Annotated in this window: 15 protein-coding genes; 11 read left to right on the top strand and 4 right to left on the bottom strand. The window is 52.8% G+C overall.

Annotated features, from left to right (window positions below; genetic code table 11):
- The first annotated feature begins 12 nt into the window (after window positions 1-12).
- From E0F26_RS10410 to trpS, 6 genes are all read left to right on the top strand, one after another.
- The gene (locus E0F26_RS10410) at window positions 13-2859 is read left to right on the top strand and encodes a hypothetical protein (RefSeq protein WP_279241595.1); all 2847 of its coding nucleotides are present in this window, start codon (window positions 13-15) and stop codon (window positions 2857-2859) included.
- A gap of 228 nt (window positions 2860-3087) precedes the next feature.
- Window positions 3088-3642 (top strand): DUF3833 family protein, encoded by a 555-nt coding sequence (locus tag E0F26_RS10405; RefSeq protein ID WP_279241594.1) that lies wholly within the window; start codon window positions 3088-3090, stop codon window positions 3640-3642.
- Window positions 3627-4061, top strand: coding sequence for a DUF3429 domain-containing protein (locus E0F26_RS10400; RefSeq protein ID WP_279241593.1), 435 nt, complete (start codon window positions 3627-3629; stop codon window positions 4059-4061). Before E0F26_RS10405 ends, E0F26_RS10400 begins: the two co-directional genes overlap by 16 nt.
- A gap of 53 nt (window positions 4062-4114) precedes the next feature.
- Entirely contained in the window at window positions 4115-4837 is a 723-nt protein-coding gene (gene tsaB, locus E0F26_RS10395) for a tRNA (adenosine(37)-N6)-threonylcarbamoyltransferase complex dimerization subunit type 1 TsaB (protein WP_279241592.1), read from the top strand.
- Window positions 4837-5643 carry an undecaprenyl-diphosphate phosphatase gene (locus tag E0F26_RS10390; protein WP_279241591.1) on the top strand — a complete coding sequence of 269 codons (807 nt, stop codon included), beginning with the start codon at window positions 4837-4839 and terminating at the stop codon, window positions 5641-5643. Before tsaB ends, E0F26_RS10390 begins: the two co-directional genes overlap by 1 nt.
- Before the next feature lie 147 nt (window positions 5644-5790).
- Entirely contained in the window at window positions 5791-6798 is a 1008-nt protein-coding gene (gene trpS / locus E0F26_RS10385; RefSeq protein ID WP_279241590.1) for a tryptophan--tRNA ligase, read from the top strand.
- Window positions 6799-6940: 142 nt separating this feature from the next.
- Here the strand turns inward: trpS and E0F26_RS10380 are convergent, their stop codons facing one another.
- Together E0F26_RS10380 and E0F26_RS10375 are read right to left on the bottom strand one after the other, a co-directional pair.
- Window positions 6941-7420, bottom strand: a complete 480-nt coding sequence (locus E0F26_RS10380; RefSeq protein WP_279241589.1) for a hypothetical protein — start codon at window positions 7418-7420, stop codon at window positions 6941-6943.
- 18 nt (window positions 7421-7438) lie between these two features.
- Window positions 7439-9469 carry a TonB-dependent receptor gene (locus tag E0F26_RS10375; RefSeq protein ID WP_279241588.1) on the bottom strand — a complete coding sequence of 677 codons (2031 nt, stop codon included), beginning with the start codon at window positions 9467-9469 and terminating at the stop codon, window positions 7439-7441.
- Between the two features lie 126 nt (window positions 9470-9595).
- Between E0F26_RS10375 and purC the strand changes: the two genes are divergently transcribed.
- Complete coding sequence (gene purC, locus E0F26_RS10370) at window positions 9596-10690, top strand: phosphoribosylaminoimidazolesuccinocarboxamide synthase (protein WP_279241587.1); 1095 nt, start codon at window positions 9596-9598, stop codon at window positions 10688-10690.
- Window positions 10691-10710: 20 nt separating this feature from the next.
- Entirely contained in the window at window positions 10711-11118 is a 408-nt protein-coding gene (locus E0F26_RS10365) for a protein tyrosine phosphatase family protein (RefSeq protein ID WP_279241586.1), read from the top strand.
- On the opposite strand, the gene E0F26_RS10360 is transcribed toward E0F26_RS10365, so the two are convergent.
- Window positions 11099-11632, bottom strand: a complete 534-nt coding sequence (locus E0F26_RS10360; RefSeq protein WP_279241585.1) for a hypothetical protein — start codon at window positions 11630-11632, stop codon at window positions 11099-11101. The genes E0F26_RS10365 and E0F26_RS10360 overlap by 20 nt on opposite strands.
- A 181-nt stretch (window positions 11633-11813) precedes the next feature.
- Here E0F26_RS10360 and E0F26_RS10355 point away from each other — a divergent pair, with 181 nt between their 5' ends.
- A complete protein-coding gene (locus E0F26_RS10355) occupies window positions 11814-13145 on the top strand; it encodes an amidohydrolase (protein WP_279241584.1) in 1332 nt (443 codons plus the stop codon).
- Window positions 13145-13807 carry a cytochrome b/b6 domain-containing protein gene (locus E0F26_RS10350; RefSeq protein ID WP_279241583.1) on the top strand — a complete coding sequence of 221 codons (663 nt, stop codon included), beginning with the start codon at window positions 13145-13147 and terminating at the stop codon, window positions 13805-13807. The genes E0F26_RS10355 and E0F26_RS10350 overlap by 1 nt, the downstream gene beginning before the upstream one ends.
- A 111-nt stretch (window positions 13808-13918) precedes the next feature.
- Here the strand turns inward: E0F26_RS10350 and E0F26_RS10345 are convergent, their stop codons facing one another.
- The gene (locus E0F26_RS10345) at window positions 13919-14392 is read right to left on the bottom strand and encodes a c-type cytochrome (protein ID WP_279241582.1); all 474 of its coding nucleotides are present in this window, start codon (window positions 14390-14392) and stop codon (window positions 13919-13921) included.
- Between the two features lie 180 nt (window positions 14393-14572).
- On the opposite strand from E0F26_RS10345, the gene aptA reads away from it, so the two are divergent.
- Window positions 14573-15889 (top strand): omega-aminotransferase AptA, encoded by a 1317-nt coding sequence (gene aptA / locus E0F26_RS10340; RefSeq protein WP_279241581.1) that lies wholly within the window; start codon window positions 14573-14575, stop codon window positions 15887-15889.
- The last annotated feature ends 1 nt before the right edge of the window (window position 15890 follow it).

The following is a 15890-nucleotide window of genomic DNA, read 5'->3' as shown; positions in this document are numbered from 1 at the left end:
GAGTGAATGTAGATGAATAAGCAGTTAGTGATGGCGCTACTCGCCTCTGGAGCCCTGGTAGGACTCAGCGGTTGCAGCGGCGGAGGAGGAGATACAACGATTATTATCGAGGCACCAACAAACGATGGTGGATCGGGGGGGACTCCCGCGCCAGCACCCGCACCCGAGCCCGAACCAGAGCCCAACGATGTCCCTTGTCCCGAGGGCACAACAGAAACATCGACCGATATTTGCGAACTCACCGGTACATACGAGACAGACCTAACCTTGGTAGCCGGAAATACCTACACACTGGACGGTCGCGTTCAGTTTGGTAATGGCGCTGCGCGCATGTCATCGGCGACAACACTCGAAAATGGTGACGCTCTGACCACACCAACACTCACAATTGAGCCCGGTGTCGAGGTCAAGGGGCTGAGCGCCTCAGACGGCACGTTCCAAACCGCCGCCGTACTTCAAATTAACCGGGGCGCCAACATTATGGCTGTGGGCACAGCTGATGATCCCATAATCTTCAGCTCGGAAGACGAGGGTTATGAAGGCCCATTCGAATGGGGTGGCCTAATTGTCAGCGGCTTTGGTCCGCACAACACCTGTGATGATGAAATCTGCAATATCACTGCCGAAGGTGGTGCGGGGATCTTTGGCCAAGTTTCTGGATCAACACCTGACGATAACAGTGGCATGCTCAAGTACGTTGTCATCGCAGAAGGTGGTTATTTGATTAACGCTGACGGTGACGAGATCAATGGGCTGTCGCTAAATGGTGTTGGTAACGGCACTGAGATTGAGTTCCTGCAAGTCCACGACAACGCGGACGACGGCATCGAGTTTTACGGCGGTAATGTAAACGCGAAGCACGTCGTGGTGACGGGTGCGCGTGATGACTCTATCGACTGGGATGAGGGTTACCAAGGCAACTTACAGTACGTCGTGGTCAAGCAGTCTCCAGAAGGCAGCGGTGAGGCGTTCGAGATGGATACACAGGGCGCAGACGAGCCACTGTCCAAGCCAACGGTATCGAACGTAACAATCATTGCGAACAAGCAAGCTAACGATGACTCGTTCATCATGCAGTTCAAAAAGTTGTCCGGTGGTTTCTTCCACAACGTGGTCGCCACGGTTGATGCGGACTCGCCAAACACCTTTGACACGTGTGCACGCATTACGGGCGGATCCGAAGCGAACGTTGGCACATCACTCGTGTTCAATAACTGGATTCAGGATTGTGCTAACGCACCGGGTGATCAGGGTGTACTTGCAACGGTTGATATGGGTGGTGCCGCACTAAACGTCACTGTTACCTTTGCCAACTTGAACTCGCTTGCGGCCGCTACGGCTGAGGCTGCCAAGCTCTCGGAAGCGATGGACTGGGCTGCAATTAATGCATCGTTCAGCGAGTCTGTTGCTGACGCCGATTACCTCGACGCTACGGACTACATCGGTGCGGTTGACCCAGACGCAACCACAGCTTGGTGGGACGGCTGGACTATCGCAGGTTCAGTAGGCACGCCAGAAGCTGTTGCAATCGAGTGTCCTGCAGGTACTACAGAGACTGCAGACAACGTCTGTGAGCTCCAAGGTATCTACAACGACGACATGACGTTAGTTGCAGGTAACACTTACACACTCAACGGGCGTGTTCAGTTCGGCAATGGTGCCGAAACTCTCGACGCACAAGGCTTCACGCAAGGCGGTGCTGAGCTCACTACACCGACGTTGACTATCGAAGCGGGTGTTGAGGTTAAGGGGCTCGAAGCATCTGACGGCACTTTTCAAACTGCGGCGGTATTGCAGATCAACCGCGGTGCGAACATCGAAGCCGTGGGTACACCGACAGCGCCAATTATCTTCAGCTCGGAAGACGAAGGTTTAGACGGCCCATTTGAGTGGGGTGGTTTAATCATCTCTGGTTTCGGTCGTCACAACACCTGTACTGATGACCTGTGTAACATCACTGCCGAAGGCGGTGCTGGGCGATTTGGTCAAATTAACGGTGAAACACGAAACGACGACAGCGGTACGCTCAAGTACGTTGTTATTGCTGAAGGTGGTTACCTGATCAATGCGGACGGTGACGAAATCAACGGCCTGTCGCTGAACGGCGTTGGTAGTGGTACAGAGATGTCATACATCCAAGTCCACGACAATGCGGACGATGGCATTGAGTTCTATGGCGGTGATGTCAACGTTAAGTACGCTGTTGTAACTGGCGCACGTGACGATTCAGTCGACTGGGACGAGGCCTATCGAGGCAACATGCAGTACGTGATCGTTAAGCAGTCTGCTGAGGGCAGTGGTGAAGCGTTCGAGATGGATACTCAAGGCGCGGACGAGCCTTTGTCTAAGCCAACCGTGTCTAACGTAACCATTATCGCTAACAAGCAGGCTAACGATGACTCCTTCATTATGCAGTTCAAGAAGAAGTCAGGCGGTTTCTTCCACAACGTCGTTGCAACGGTCGCGGCTGATACACCTAATACCTTCGAGTCTTGTGCACGAATCACAGGCGGCGCGGGTGCTAACGTCAACACAGCGCTTGTATTCAACAACTGGATTCAAGACTGTGCGAACGACGGCAGTGGCGGTCTGTTGGTGTCTGCGGATAGTGAAGCGGGCGCTGACGCTGTAGGTAACGCAACAATGGTTGTTGTTGCACCTGCGCTTGACGCGATCCTTGCTTCGCAAGCTGCAGAGGCGGTACTCGCTGCACCGCTTAACTGGACTGAAATCAACGCGGCATACCCGGAGTCAACTGCGAATACGAGCTTCCTCGACGCGACTGACTTCATCGGTGCTGTGAACCCCGACGGCTCGAACCCTTGGTGGGCTGGCTGGACAGTTCCAGGTTCGCTTTAAGTACCAAGCAGCAACTCAGGAAAGGGCGGCCCTCGGGTCGCCCTTTTTTTGTTCATATTTTACGCACTGGCCGAATAAATTGGTGATCCACCCAGTTTTCAGGGTCGTAACAATCGCAACCTTACTTGGTTTCCAAGCCATCTTCCCCCAGATGGTTTTTTGATTCCCCGGTCATCATTGACCGGGGTTTTTTTTGCCCAAACGTATGTCAAAAAGATGGAGTAGAAAATGCGGAAAACAATAGTACTGCTGTTGTTGGCGGTAACACTTAGCGCTTGCACGGGTGTTGGTGTCGAGGAGTACGAGGGTAGAGGACCCGTATTTTCCGCGGAGTCATTTTTCGACGGGTCACTGACGGCGCACGGTGTTGTTAAGAATTATCGAGGTTATGCGAGCCGCTCGTTTGTTGCGGATATCACCGCTTGTTGGCAGAACGGTGTGGGCACGCTCGATGAGCGTTTCGTCTTTGACGATGGCGAGAATCAAACACGAGTCTGGCGACTCACTGAGTCTGCTGATGGTTCGTACGCGGCGACGGCGGGGGACGTGCGTGGCGAGGGCAGGGCAACACTCTCGGGTAACTCGATGTTCCTGGATTACGTTTTGACTATTGAACTCGAAGACGGCTCAATCGATGTCGCAGTCGATGATCGAATGTATCGGGTCAGCGAGAACGTATTAATTAATGAGTCCACGCTAACGAAATTTGGTCTGCCCGTAGGTGGTATTCTGCTCACTATCATTCGTCATCCAGAGGTAACGGTCGAGTGTCCAGTCGACTAATTTCCCAGCTGTTAGGCTATGCGGGTCTAGTTCCCTTTTTCGGCTTTTGTCTTGGTTTTAGCTCGCTCGAGGATTGGCCTCGATCGCTCTCCATTCAGGGCTTTATTATTTACTCGCTAGGCATCTTCGCGTTTTTGGCCGGGGCTCTGTGGGGACAGGTTCAAACCGTTAAAGCCGACGGTGCTGTGAGTACGTTGATCGTAAGTAATGGCCTGGTGCTGTTCGGTGTTGCTGCAATCCTTACTGCACAGGCAATGATGGCAGCGGTGTTTTTGATGTTGGGTTACATGGCATTGCTTTGGTACGAACGACGCATATCGTCACTTGAGCTTTGGTATCAGCGCATGCGACAGCGATTGACGCTAGGGGTGGTCGTTGCGCATATTATTTTTGTCGGATTACACGTTACTGGTGCGTAAAAGGTAGGGTTAACCACTGCTTATTTTTGCGCAGTGTGCGAGTATTGCGCGCCATGAAGGATCTGCCTGATAACCCGACTGTTCTCGCTCTCGATACATCGACGAATCTGTGTTCCGTCGCGGTGATTTCGCAGGAGAATGTCATCGAAATACAACGTGACCTTCCCAGAGCACACAATCAGCACATTTTAACGATGATTGATGAGGCGCTGGGTGAGCGGGCTGTAGGTAATATCGATCTAATACTCTGTGGTGTCGGTCCTGGCTCGTTTACTGGGATCCGTGTGGCTGTGGGTGTGGCACAGGGTTTGGGTTGGTCTCTCGATGTTCCTGTTCTCCCTGTTTGTTCCTTGGCATCTCAGGCTCAATCGGTCTCGCGACCCGTTGGATCGCGCATTTTAAGCGTTATGGATGCACAAATTGGTCAGGTGTACTGGGCGTGGTTTGAAATGACGGCGACGGGTGTCGCGGAATTGAAAGGCCCTACGGTCAGTATCCCTTCAGAGGTAACTGGGCCCGGTGGGCAAGCGCTGGCTCAGTCGGGTGATGTTTTTGCGATTGCAGGTGACGGCGGTCATCTACTTCTCGAGAGTCATGCGGGGCTCTGCGATGTTGAGTTACTCGGCGAGGCTCGGCCGAGACCGTCGAGAGCAGCCCTTGCGTTTCTTGATAGCATTGACCCTTCTGTACTCCTCGACGCGGCTCAATTGGAGCCCCGGTATGTGCAGAAAGACATTAGCTGGAAAAAACTTTCAGAGCAGGGGAAAAAAGCGTAGTGGATACCGTTCAGCTGGTCGTACTGGCTTTAATCCAAGGACTCAGTGAATTCCTGCCCATATCGAGCTCAGCACACCTCATTTTACCTTCGCAGGTTTTAGGTTGGTCTGATCAAGGCCTGGCGTTCGATGTCGCTGTTCACGCGGGAACACTGTTCGCGGTGCTTATTTATTACCGAAGCACATTGAAAGAACTTCTATTCGCTGTGACGCGGCGAAATGATGCCGTTGCCTCTGCCGGCGCTTTGCGGGAAATAGGGTGTCTCGGAATAGCCACCTTACCCGTTATGTTGGTCGGTTTTTTGTTCATGGAGTTTATCGATGCGCATTTGCGCGGATTGACAACAATCGCTTGGGCGACCCTGGGTTTTGGCATCCTGCTGGGGGTTGCTTATCGTTTTCGCGGTTCGGACGGAGATGAGCAGTCAATTACGCGTGTAGATCATGCGCTTATTATCGGGCTGGCGCAGGCCCTCGCCGTCATTCCGGGCACGTCACGATCAGGAATCACCATTACGGCTGCGTCATTTCTCGGTTACAACATCGCGACGTCAGCACGATTTTCGTTCTTGCTATCGATTCCTGTCATTGGTGGCGCCTTGCTACTTATGCTCGTCACTCAAACCAATGCCCTAGACGCCGGTTTGATTTTTGAGACGGTAACGGCGATGGCGATTGCTGGTATTAGCGCCTATATGACTATTGCCTTTTTTGTAGGACTGGTAACGCGTGTCGGTATGATGCCATTCGTGGTGTACCGGGTCTTGCTGGCTGTGGCACTTCTGTTGGTGGCGTCGGCCACCTAGATCTCGCCGTATGCGTGGGAGACTGTGGGGGGCGCTCCACGCGGAAATACTGGTAGAAATGGATGCTGGCTCTTACAATCTCGCCAAATTAAAGACAATTGCTCGCCCTAATGTGTTGATGGGGCGGCAGCACTGGGGAAGGTTTAGATGGCACGTCATCGTGTATTAACGGGGATCACCACGACAGGTACGCCACACTTAGGAAACTATGTTGGTGCCATACGTCCTGCGATAGCCTCGTCACAACGCGAAGATGTCGATGCGTATTTGTTTCTTGCTGACTACCACGCCCTCATCAAGTCACAAGACCCTGCCTTAGTTGCTCAGTCCAGTAGGGAGATTGCGGCGACTTGGCTAGCTTTGGGGCTTGATCACGAGTCAGCTCACTTTTATCGACAGTCAGACATCCCTGAGATCACGGAACTGTCCTGGATTCTCACCTGTAATGCAGCCAAAGGTCTGATGAACCGGGCGCACGCCTACAAAGCATCGGTGCAGGCAAACGAGGAGGCAGGGGAGGATCCTGATCACGCCATTACAATGGGACTCTTTTCGTACCCGATCCTCATGGCGGCGGATATATTAATTTTCAACGCAAATGACGTTCCTGTGGGGCGCGATCAGATTCAGCACGTTGAGATGGCACGGGACATTGCAGCGCGCTTCAATCACCACTACGGAGAGACTTTCGTGCTACCGAAGGCTGTGGTGGATGATGAGGTTGCGGTCTTGCAAGGGCTTGATGGGCGTAAAATGAGTAAGAGTTATGGCAATACCATTCCACTCTTCAGTACGCCCAAAAAACTGCAAAAAGGTATCAATAAAATAAAGACCAATTTGCTTGAGCCCGGCGAGCCAAAAGATCCAGACACCTCTGCCGTTTTCCAGATCTGGTGCGCATTTGCCAACGAGGCCGAACGCCAGGAGATGCGCGAAGCGTTTGAGGGCGGTCTTGCCTGGGGTGAGGCGAAGAAACGCCTATTTGAGCGCATTAACGATGAAATAGCGCCTGCACGGGATGAGTACGACCGGCTAATGGCCAACCCTCAAGAAGTTGAAGCCGTTTTACAGGCGGGTGCTGAGCGCCTCAGACCACAGAGTGCAGCGCTTTTAGATAAGGTGAGACACGCAGTAGGTTTGCGCACGTTCGTCTGATAATCCTCGATGCGTTAATTCCGCAGCTTGTGCTTGCGCATTTACGTCAGTCGTTCCCCCAGACTGCTTGAGAGAAAAATAACACGCACGAGGCGGTTAACGCTGCCGGCCTGCTATCGATTTTCGAGGCGGGGAGCGCTTATTACTGAGGCTCCTCGACGTCGACTTCAACCTCGACGGTTGCGCCCGCATCACCGGCACCGAGTGTCTCGGCGACAATCGCTTTCAACTCATCAGGACTTGGCTTTCGCCCCTCTTTTCGCGCCTGATCGATGAGCGCCGTCACCTGACCAGCTAAATCTTGTGTGGCAGTCCCGTCGACCTTCACTTTAATCATGGTGACGCCTTCGGTAACTTCGGCATCATCATCGAGTATGGTGATTTGCATTTTTTCTGTGACGTCACCATCGGCGCGCTTATGGATCCAAACCTTGGATTGGGTGTCCCCATCGGGTGCCATATCGAACTCGTGGATGTCTTTGGGGAAAAACGGCCTATCACCCATCTCGATCGCTTCAACCATCATAGGAGGTATCGGTGGATGGGGTCGCACATAATCATCGAGTAGAATCGCACCGCCGATAAGCACGCCGACAACGATTGCAGGACCGTACTGGTTCATAAACGTACCTTGTTTTTGTTATAGCGCGAAGTATAGACCGAGAACGGCGCTTCTTGGTTCCCCCACAAAGTACCGGTAGTTACCAAACCCGTAATCGGCTCGCTCGGCATAACCTGTGTCCAATAGGTTGGTCACGGTAAGTGTTGAGCAGACTTTTTCGCTTATCAGCCACTCTGCGCGAGCGTTAATAAGCTCGTGCCCGGGGTAGGTATGCTGGTTATTGGGGTCGATGAAGTACTCATCTACCCAAGCTGCCTCGAGCTCGAGACTTGCTGGACGGTCGCTTAGTGTTATCGATTTTTTAATTCGAGCGCTACCAAAGTGACGAGGTGCAGTGTCAATGTCATTGCCCTTTATTGAATCACGACTGCCTAGGATTTGGATGTCACTGTCATACGTATGATCAGCGAAGGATGCATTGAGACTCGCACTTAGCGTGTCATCGATACTCCAGGAAAGATCGATGTCGATACCGCGATGGCGCGTTGAGGCGCCGCTGACACTTTGACGATTTCGGTCGAGGAAAATTACCTCGTCTTTACCAATCCCATAGAAAGAAATATCAGTCGACACTCGTTCGTTGCTGAATCGCCATCCGATATCGAGCGAGGTGGCCTCCTCAGAATCAATGTCGGCAACTTGCTGGCCGGCCTGAAGCCGATACAACTCGGTCGCCTGCGGCGCTCTGAATCCCTGCGCTGTTCGCACGTAGAGATTGTGGCTACCGCGAGTCCAAACCAGGGCGAGATTAGAAGATAGGTTTGAGAAGTCGTCGGACCGGTCCTCGGGGCGATAAAAACGACAAGCACTGGCCTCCGGGGCACAAGCTGATCCCGCCGCTTCTCGCGTTGTGTAATCGTAATCGGTGCGCTCCGAGCGAAGTCCAGCTTGCAGGAGCAAGTCTTCAGCAAGGGCGACCTCTATTTGCCCAAATAGGGCAACGTTTGTCGCATCCACCTGGTAGTCATAATGGATACCAGCAGGCTGGTTAGGACTAAAAGATTCTGCCTGGTCTTCCTTCAGTCGACCGTCGGTTGAGTCGAATTCGATGCCCGTTATGTACTCACCCCAGGCACTCACCCCTCGTAGGTGAGCCTGCAAGCCTAAACTGTCGTGCTCATTCATCTCGCGAGACTTCCAAGGTAGGTAATGCTGCAGAAATTCCATCTCGTTGGAGCGTAAATAAGGTGTGATACTAACTGTGCGATCACCCAATTCACGCTCGAAGCGCAGATGAGCTCTCAGCGAACGCGCATCGCGGTAGGCCTCGGGGTTTCGATTGACCTTGCGCGCGGCACTGTTTCGATAGGCGCCTTTGCCATCTTGAATGTAGCCCGCGGTCTCTTGGTTCAGATTCGACGCTGAAACAACGCCTGTGAGTTGCCAGTCGTCGACTTCGCCGTCGAATCTGAGATTTGCTTTTTGCTGGTCGTAACCGGATTCCGCTTGGTAGCCGCCATAAGTTGTTGCGTTAGCATTCAACGCAACGCCGCCGTTACTCGCGGCGATGCGCGCACGACCAAAATCTCTGCTACCCAGTTGCAGACCAAAAGAGTCTTGCGTTTGCTCTGCACTTTTCGTCAGTACATTGATCACGCCGTTTACCGCATTGGATCCGTAGGTTGCATTCGACGGGCCTTTCACCACCTCAACGCCACTGGCTTGAAGCAAGTTTGCGTCGAACAGCTGGTTGACGTTGCAAAAGCCGGGTGCGCGCAGATTGATACCGTCCTCTGCTGTGAAAAATGCGCCACAGGCACCCGCACCGGTTAGAACTGGAGATCTCAATGAGATAAGGGATTCTTGTCCATTTCCTCGGCTAACCCAGGCACCCGAAACTCGATTAAACAGCTGATTACTGTGCTGCAAGTCCACAGCGGCAACGTCTTCGGCCGAGAGTGCTGACCAAGCTTGTCCCAGTGTTGCGCCGCTGTCAGCAGTGCGATTCGCTGTAACGATGATGGTTTCAAGTGCAGGTTCAGATGTGTCAGCCCACGAACTAGCCGAAGCGATGATCAAGAGGAGACATGCTGTCTTGCGAAGATACATAAAGAGTCCCGTTTTTTGTTATCGGTAAAAAATCAACGCGAAGCATAGCGCCATCGACTCACTGGTCAAACATTAACGGATATTGGACAATAGTAAGTCTTCCCACATCTCGTCGGTGTTGTTCAGTTGCGTGTTTTGGCTCAAAACAACGATCTACCCATTCGTACGGAGCAATCTGTCCATTCGGGGAAGGTCCGGTCTGTTTATTGGCTGACAAAAGCGGATAGCGCCCGTTTAATAAAGGAGCGTGACTATCCCGCGCACCCGTCAGCTGAACTCGCGATTATGGTCATTAGCGATCGTCTTTCAGCCTTTGAGTGTATGTGGCGTGCTGAGGGCGGATTGGACGGCGTGCCGGGTAAGGGCGCTGCACTGAATGCGATTTCTGGTCACTGGTTCCAACGCTTTGGCGAAGCGGGACTTGCGCGAAGTCATATCTTAGAAACACCTCACCCGCTGGTATGGGTGGTACAGCGTGCAAAGCCAATCATGATTGAAGCGATTGCACGGCAGTACATCACGGGTTCTATGTGGAGGGCCTATGAGCGAGGCGAGCGGGAGTTTTGTGGAATCCGATTACCTGAGGCGTTAGTGCGCGATCAAAGACTAGAACATCTCCTCATTACACCATCCACAAAAGGCATAATGACGGGGGTTCCCGACGTTCCCGAAGTGGATGATGTCAACGTAAGTCAAGACATTCTGCGCACGCATTGGGAGGCGTTTAAATTTCAATCTGCAACCGATGTCGACCACTACGCTTCGTTGCTGGCGTCAGGCTTTGAGGTCATTGCTGAGGAGATCGACAGTCTCGGACAAGTTTTTGTGGATACTAAGTTTGAGTTTGGCTACGCCACAAACCGTGACGGGGTGGATGAATTGATCTACATGGATGAGGTTGGCACGCCGGATTCCTCACGAATTTGGGACGCTAAAGCCTACGCTCAGGGGCAGGTGGTCGAGAACAGTAAAGAAGGGTTTCGGCAGGCGTTGCTGGCCTATGCGGATGATCCGGACATTCTGATCAACAAAGACCGGATGGACGAACGCTATGCCTTTGCAACAGGCACTGTGTTGCCCAGGCAGATGATGATGGATGTGTCTTCCACCTACATCGATATTGCAGAGCGTATTACCGGTCGACCGCTGGATGTCTCTGAGAATCCACGCGACGACATTGTTCGTGTGCTGAGAGAAGAGTTGGGCATCATTCAAAACTAACTTAAGAAATAGGGGATTCCATGACAGCGTTGATAGAACTGACCGATACACTCTCAATGGCGGGTCAAATCCAACCCGCAGATGTTGCTCAGCTCGCCGCGGCGGGCTACGAGACGATTATCTGTAATCGACCAGATGATGAAGAGCCCTATCAGCCGTCTATGGACAGTATTGAAGACGCCTGTGCCGACGCCGGCGTGGCTTTTGTCCGTTACCCCGTCAATGCGTTTACATTCCCCGGTAATGACCTCGCCGCTATGGACGATGCAATGAACAGCGGTAAAAAAACACTGGCCTATTGCCGCTCGGGAGCGCGCTCTACCAACTTGTGGGTGGCGACCCTAGCAGGTGAGGACCGAAAAACGGCTGCAGTAAGGGCAAGTCAGCTGGGTATTCCGCTAAGCTTTGTTATGCAGCTGGGGTCTTAAGCCCCTCTTTAAGGCGGAACCGTTGCAATGTTTTGAGGGCGCGTTGGGCCGCCTCTTTTAGGTCGGCAATCTCCGTTACCTCTTTGTGAACGGGTGGATAATGCGCTGGATGATACGCCTCCGCGATCACGGCATACGGCAGTGAATCGTCTGGCGTCTCTGCGTAAAGTGCATAAACCTTAGTGAACAAGTTTTGCCCCTCACCGACGGTGCCACGCGCTAAGGCAATGAAGGCTGCGGTTGCAGGGATTTCTGTTTTGATGAGTAGCTTCTTATTAATAGTGAAACCGGCAGACCGTAACGTTGCACCGATGCTGTTACCGTCTAGGATTTCTTGGTGGCTGCCTAATAACGCCGGGTTTATTGGTTGCACAAATTCAGTTACGGCGAGCGTGCGGCACACCTTTTCTGAGTCTCGGCCGCTAAACAGGTTAGCAACCCGGGTACCGAGCCCCTGGTCAATGACCTCTACGCCGTAACTGCCAAAGGCCGCCTCTATTGCGTCACTGTTCAATGTCGGGGTTACCTCTGCTCGAGCTGTGCATACAAAGGCCAATAGGATGAGGGCCAAGGCCCGTCGATGCAAATACATATACGACTCAAAAAGTTGACGTTTCTTTTATGGGTGATGAACGAACAGCGAATTTGATGCAGGATAACCGTAACGCTCCAAAAAATAATAGGACAGTGAATCAATGAACAACATAAAGACCTCTCTTTCTGTGGCTGCTGCCTTTCTGAGTGCGCTTTTTAGCTATGCAGTTAATGCTGCAACCCTTGCTGAAGATGTGCAGTCACTGTACGACACGCAGCTTAAGGATTTATTCATCCATTTTCATGAAAACCCTGAGTTGTCATTTAAAGAGGACAAAACAGCCGCCCGTCTCGGGGATGAGCTTGAGGCTTTGGGGTACACGCTTCACAGGGGCATCGGCGGAACCGGTCTCATTGCAATGTTGGAAAATGGACCTGGCCCTACCGTAATGTTTCGCGCCGACATGGATGGTTTGCCCGTGCAGGAGAAGTCTGGACTGGCTTATGCATCGAAAGCGAAGCAGTTGGATTGGGATGGTAACGAGGTTTATGTGATGCATGCCTGTGGGCACGACGTTCACATAACCAGTTTGGTGGGTACAGCAAAGTTGATGGCAGAGCGCAAGGACCAGTGGTCAGGAACACTGATGCTGCTAGGTCAGCCAGCTGAGGAGCGAGTGGCGGGTGCGCGGGTCATGATGGAGGACGGTCTATGGGACCGCGTCGTGAAACCTGACTACGCCATGGCCTTTCATGTTACGAGCGCATTACCGACAGGGCAGCTTGCCGCACCTGAGACGTCGGCTTACTCGGGCGCTGATACGGTAGATATTCTGATCAAGGGCGTAGGCGCCCATGGGGCGAGCCCACACACAGGTGTTGACCCGATTGTACTTGGATCGCAAATCGTGATGGGTTTGCAGACGGTAGTCAGTCGCAACCTTGCGCCACGCCGGCCCGGGGTTATTACCGTGGGGTCATTTCACAGCGGTACCAAGCACAACATTATTTCAGATGCGGCAAAACTTCAGCTTACCGTGCGCAGCGAGAGCCCGGAGGATCGACAGGTCTTACTAGAGGGCATAAAACGGGTCGCAATCAATATGGGCCGCGTCGCCGGATTACCTGATGAAATGCTGCCGGAAGTGATTGTCTATGAAGGAGAGGGTGTACCTCCAACCATTAACGATGTGGCTTTCACGAGAGAGGTTCGCAGCGGATGGAATGAGTATTTTGGTTCGCAAATTTTCAATGACGGTGAAAGGCTTGGTATGGGTGCTGAGGATTTTGGCTTCTTTACGACAGACCCTTACATCCCCAGCTTGTATTTTGCGGTTGGTGGCACCCCAGAGTCGGCATTTAAAGCCGCGGCCAATGGTGGCGCTCCTATACCGTCCCATCACTCGCCGCTATTCAAAATAGAGCCCGAGGGCTCGGTAACCTTGGGTGTTGAGGCTTCGGTTAGTGCGTTGCTTAACGTGATGGCGCCCTAATGGTTGTGCATCCGGTGTGGGATTTGCCCACCCGGCTTATTCACTGGTGTTTTCCGGTCGGTATTGGCTTTCTTTGGTGGACCGGTGAGACGGGCCGGATGGAGTGGCACAGCTATGGAGGCTACACGCTCATTGTTTTAGTCACGACGCGATTTATGTGGGGCTTTGTCGGCAGCTTTCACAGTCGTTTTGCGCACTTTGTTCGCAGCCCTAATGCGGTGCTTGCCTATTTAAAGGCTGCCCCAGAGGCAGAGGCGCCATCAGTTGGGCATAACCCACTCGGTGCTTACTCGGTACTGGCGCTGCTGTTTGCGGTGCTGGTGCAGGGACTATCGGGGATGTTCAGCATTGATGACGTCGCCTTTGACGGCCCCCTGGCTTATTACTTTGGAGGTGAGTACATCGACTTAGCCCTGCAGTGGCACGACATTGGGTGGGTCGTTCTGCAAGCACTTATCGCACTGCATCTTTGTGCCATTGCTTGGTATCAGTTTAAAAAGCGTCGACCCCTAGTTCAGACTATGTGGTTTGGGTCACATTCGGGTAGAGAGTCCGTACACGCGCCGGTTGCTGGGTGGCGCGCCATCTTGACCGTGCTGACCATGAGCGGTGTTCTGGCCGCCACCATTTTGCTCGCGCCTGAGGCTCCGAGCTACTACTAAGCGCGCACTGTCAGAATGCCGAGAGCCGCTGTGATAAAGGTGCCCAGCGGGCACCGTGTTAGCTGGGACTTAATCGGAAGCTACGAGGTTCCACAAGGCCCTCGCTCATCGTTAATAGAGGTAATTGCGCGCTTTGTACTCGTCATGACAGGCCTTGCAAGTGCCGCCCGTTTTTTTGAACTGGGCAACGGCCGCCGCTTTGTCGCCACTTTTTGCTGCGGCAGACAGCGCTGCCGCTTCCGTGCGTAATGCGGCCAACTTCTCAGCGAAGTCTTCAGGATTCTCCCAAATGGCGGGTTTAGCGCGTGTTTTACCCTTGTCGCTGCCGGGCGCAAAACCACGCTCGACGCTTACGCTAGAAATGGCGGCTAAGTCGTTCGCCCATGTTGCAAATTGGTCGCCATTCCATTCAATCTTCCCTTTAACCATGTCACCCATTGGACCAAACGTCATTCCAACGAGCGCAAAGTAAGATTGGCGCAGTGACTGCAAGGGTTCTGACCGCTCAATGTGCGCGAGTGCGGGTAGGGCAATTGCCGCCGATAATGAAACCGTAAGTATTGTTTTCAATCGAGCGTTTTTCATGGACTCATCTCCTTACATTTGTGATCGTCACGCGTAGCGCCAGCGTGATTCGTTGGATAAAGTACGCGAAGACTGGGTGTGCAGATTGCCTTGCCAGTATGGCTGAGTTTCCGCTCAAAAATCGAGCGTTGCCTCTTGATGCTTGAAAGCATGAATCAACAACTGAACTTGAAGAATGTTATGAAAACAGATTTTGGCTTAAGCGCTTATTGGATGCCGTATACGGGTAATCGCCAGTTCAAGCAGGATCCTCGCATCATAACGGGCGCCGACGGGGTTTGGTTTACCGATAGCGATGGGCGGAAAGTCCTAGACGGCCACTCCGGACTTTGGACCTCAGGTCTCGGACATGCACGTCCTGAGATTACAAAGGCTGTCAGTGAGCAAGTTGCGACCCTCGATTTTTGTCCGCCATTTCAGTTTGGTCACCCAAAAGCGTTTGAGCTGGCCACAAAAATAGCTTCGCTCATGCCTGAAGGCCTCAATCATGTCTTCTTCACCAACTCTGGTTCTGAGTCGGCAGATACGTCCTTGAAAATGGCGCGCGCTTACTGGCAATTAAAGGGTGAGACGAAAAAGACGCGCTTTATTGGCCGTCAAAAGGGCTATCACGGAGTCAATTTTGGCGGGGTTGCCGTGGGAGGCATACCCGCCAATAAACACCTTTTTGGCGAGGTATTAGAGACAGATCACCTGTCTCATACCATGCTCCCTGAAAACGTTTTTTCGCGAGGTATGCCCGAGACAGGCGCTCACCTAGCGCAAGAGCTTGAGCGTTTTGTTGAGCTATATGGGGCGGAGACTATCGCGGCGGTTATTGTTGAGCCAATGGGGGGCTCAGCCGGTGTTTTACCTCCTCCCACTGGCTACCTGAAACGACTGCGCGAGCTTTGTGACAAGCACCGTATTTTGCTTATTTTTGACGAGGTGATTACGGGTTTTGGTCGCTGCGGTGCTATGACCGGATCCGATGCGTTTGGGGTGGTGCCAGATATTTTAAACGTGGCCAAACAATTGACCAACGGTGTTATCCCCATGGGGGCGGTCATCGCTTCCTCTGAAATTCACAATACGTTTATGGAGACGGCCGGTCCCGATTACTTGCTGGAATTTGCACACGGCTATACCTATTCGGCTCACCCAGTGGCTTGTGCTGCTGGTCTGGCGGCACTCGATGTCTTGGTTGACGAACAGCTACCGCAGAGGGTGGCGCAGGAAGCGCCATATTTCGAGGACCTGCTGCACGAGCAGCTGAGTGAAAAACCCTTCGTAACGGACGTTCGCAACTACGGATTCGCCGGTGCAATAACACTCGAGGCTGCAGGAGATGAGCCCTTGAAACGGCCTTTTGAGTTAGCCATGGCTATGTGGGAGCAAGGTGTTCTCGTAAGGTATGGCGGTGACACCATTCAAATGGCCCCTCACTTTGTTATGCAGCGACCTGAGCTGGAGCGGTTGGTGGGAACGCTCTCTGACTGTTTGGATCGTCTTGCGTGAT

Source organism: Candidatus Paraluminiphilus aquimaris, from assembly GCF_026230195.1.
Lineage (GTDB): Bacteria > Pseudomonadota > Gammaproteobacteria > Pseudomonadales > Halieaceae > Luminiphilus > Luminiphilus aquimaris.
This window is presented reverse-complemented; position numbering and strand designations above follow the sequence as displayed.

Coding starts and splice junctions, on each gene's coding strand:
- E0F26_RS10410 (WP_279241595.1), top strand. CDS start 13: ATGAATAAGCAGTTAGTGATGGCGCTACTCGCCTCTGGAGCCCTGGTA.
- E0F26_RS10405 (WP_279241594.1), top strand. CDS start 3,088: ATGCGGAAAACAATAGTACTGCTGTTGTTGGCGGTAACACTTAGCGCT.
- tsaB (WP_279241592.1), top strand. CDS start 4,115: ATGAAGGATCTGCCTGATAACCCGACTGTTCTCGCTCTCGATACATCG.
- trpS (WP_279241590.1), top strand. CDS start 5,791: ATGGCACGTCATCGTGTATTAACGGGGATCACCACGACAGGTACGCCA.
- E0F26_RS10380 (WP_279241589.1), bottom strand. CDS start 7,420: ATGAACCAGTACGGTCCTGCAATCGTTGTCGGCGTGCTTATCGGCGGT.
- E0F26_RS10375 (WP_279241588.1), bottom strand. CDS start 9,469: ATGTATCTTCGCAAGACAGCATGTCTCCTCTTGATCATCGCTTCGGCT.
- E0F26_RS10365 (WP_279241586.1), top strand. CDS start 10,711: ATGACAGCGTTGATAGAACTGACCGATACACTCTCAATGGCGGGTCAA.
- E0F26_RS10355 (WP_279241584.1), top strand. CDS start 11,814: ATGAACAACATAAAGACCTCTCTTTCTGTGGCTGCTGCCTTTCTGAGT.
- E0F26_RS10350 (WP_279241583.1), top strand. CDS start 13,145: ATGGTTGTGCATCCGGTGTGGGATTTGCCCACCCGGCTTATTCACTGG.
- E0F26_RS10345 (WP_279241582.1), bottom strand. CDS start 14,392: ATGAAAAACGCTCGATTGAAAACAATACTTACGGTTTCATTATCGGCG.
- aptA (WP_279241581.1), top strand. CDS start 14,573: ATGAAAACAGATTTTGGCTTAAGCGCTTATTGGATGCCGTATACGGGT.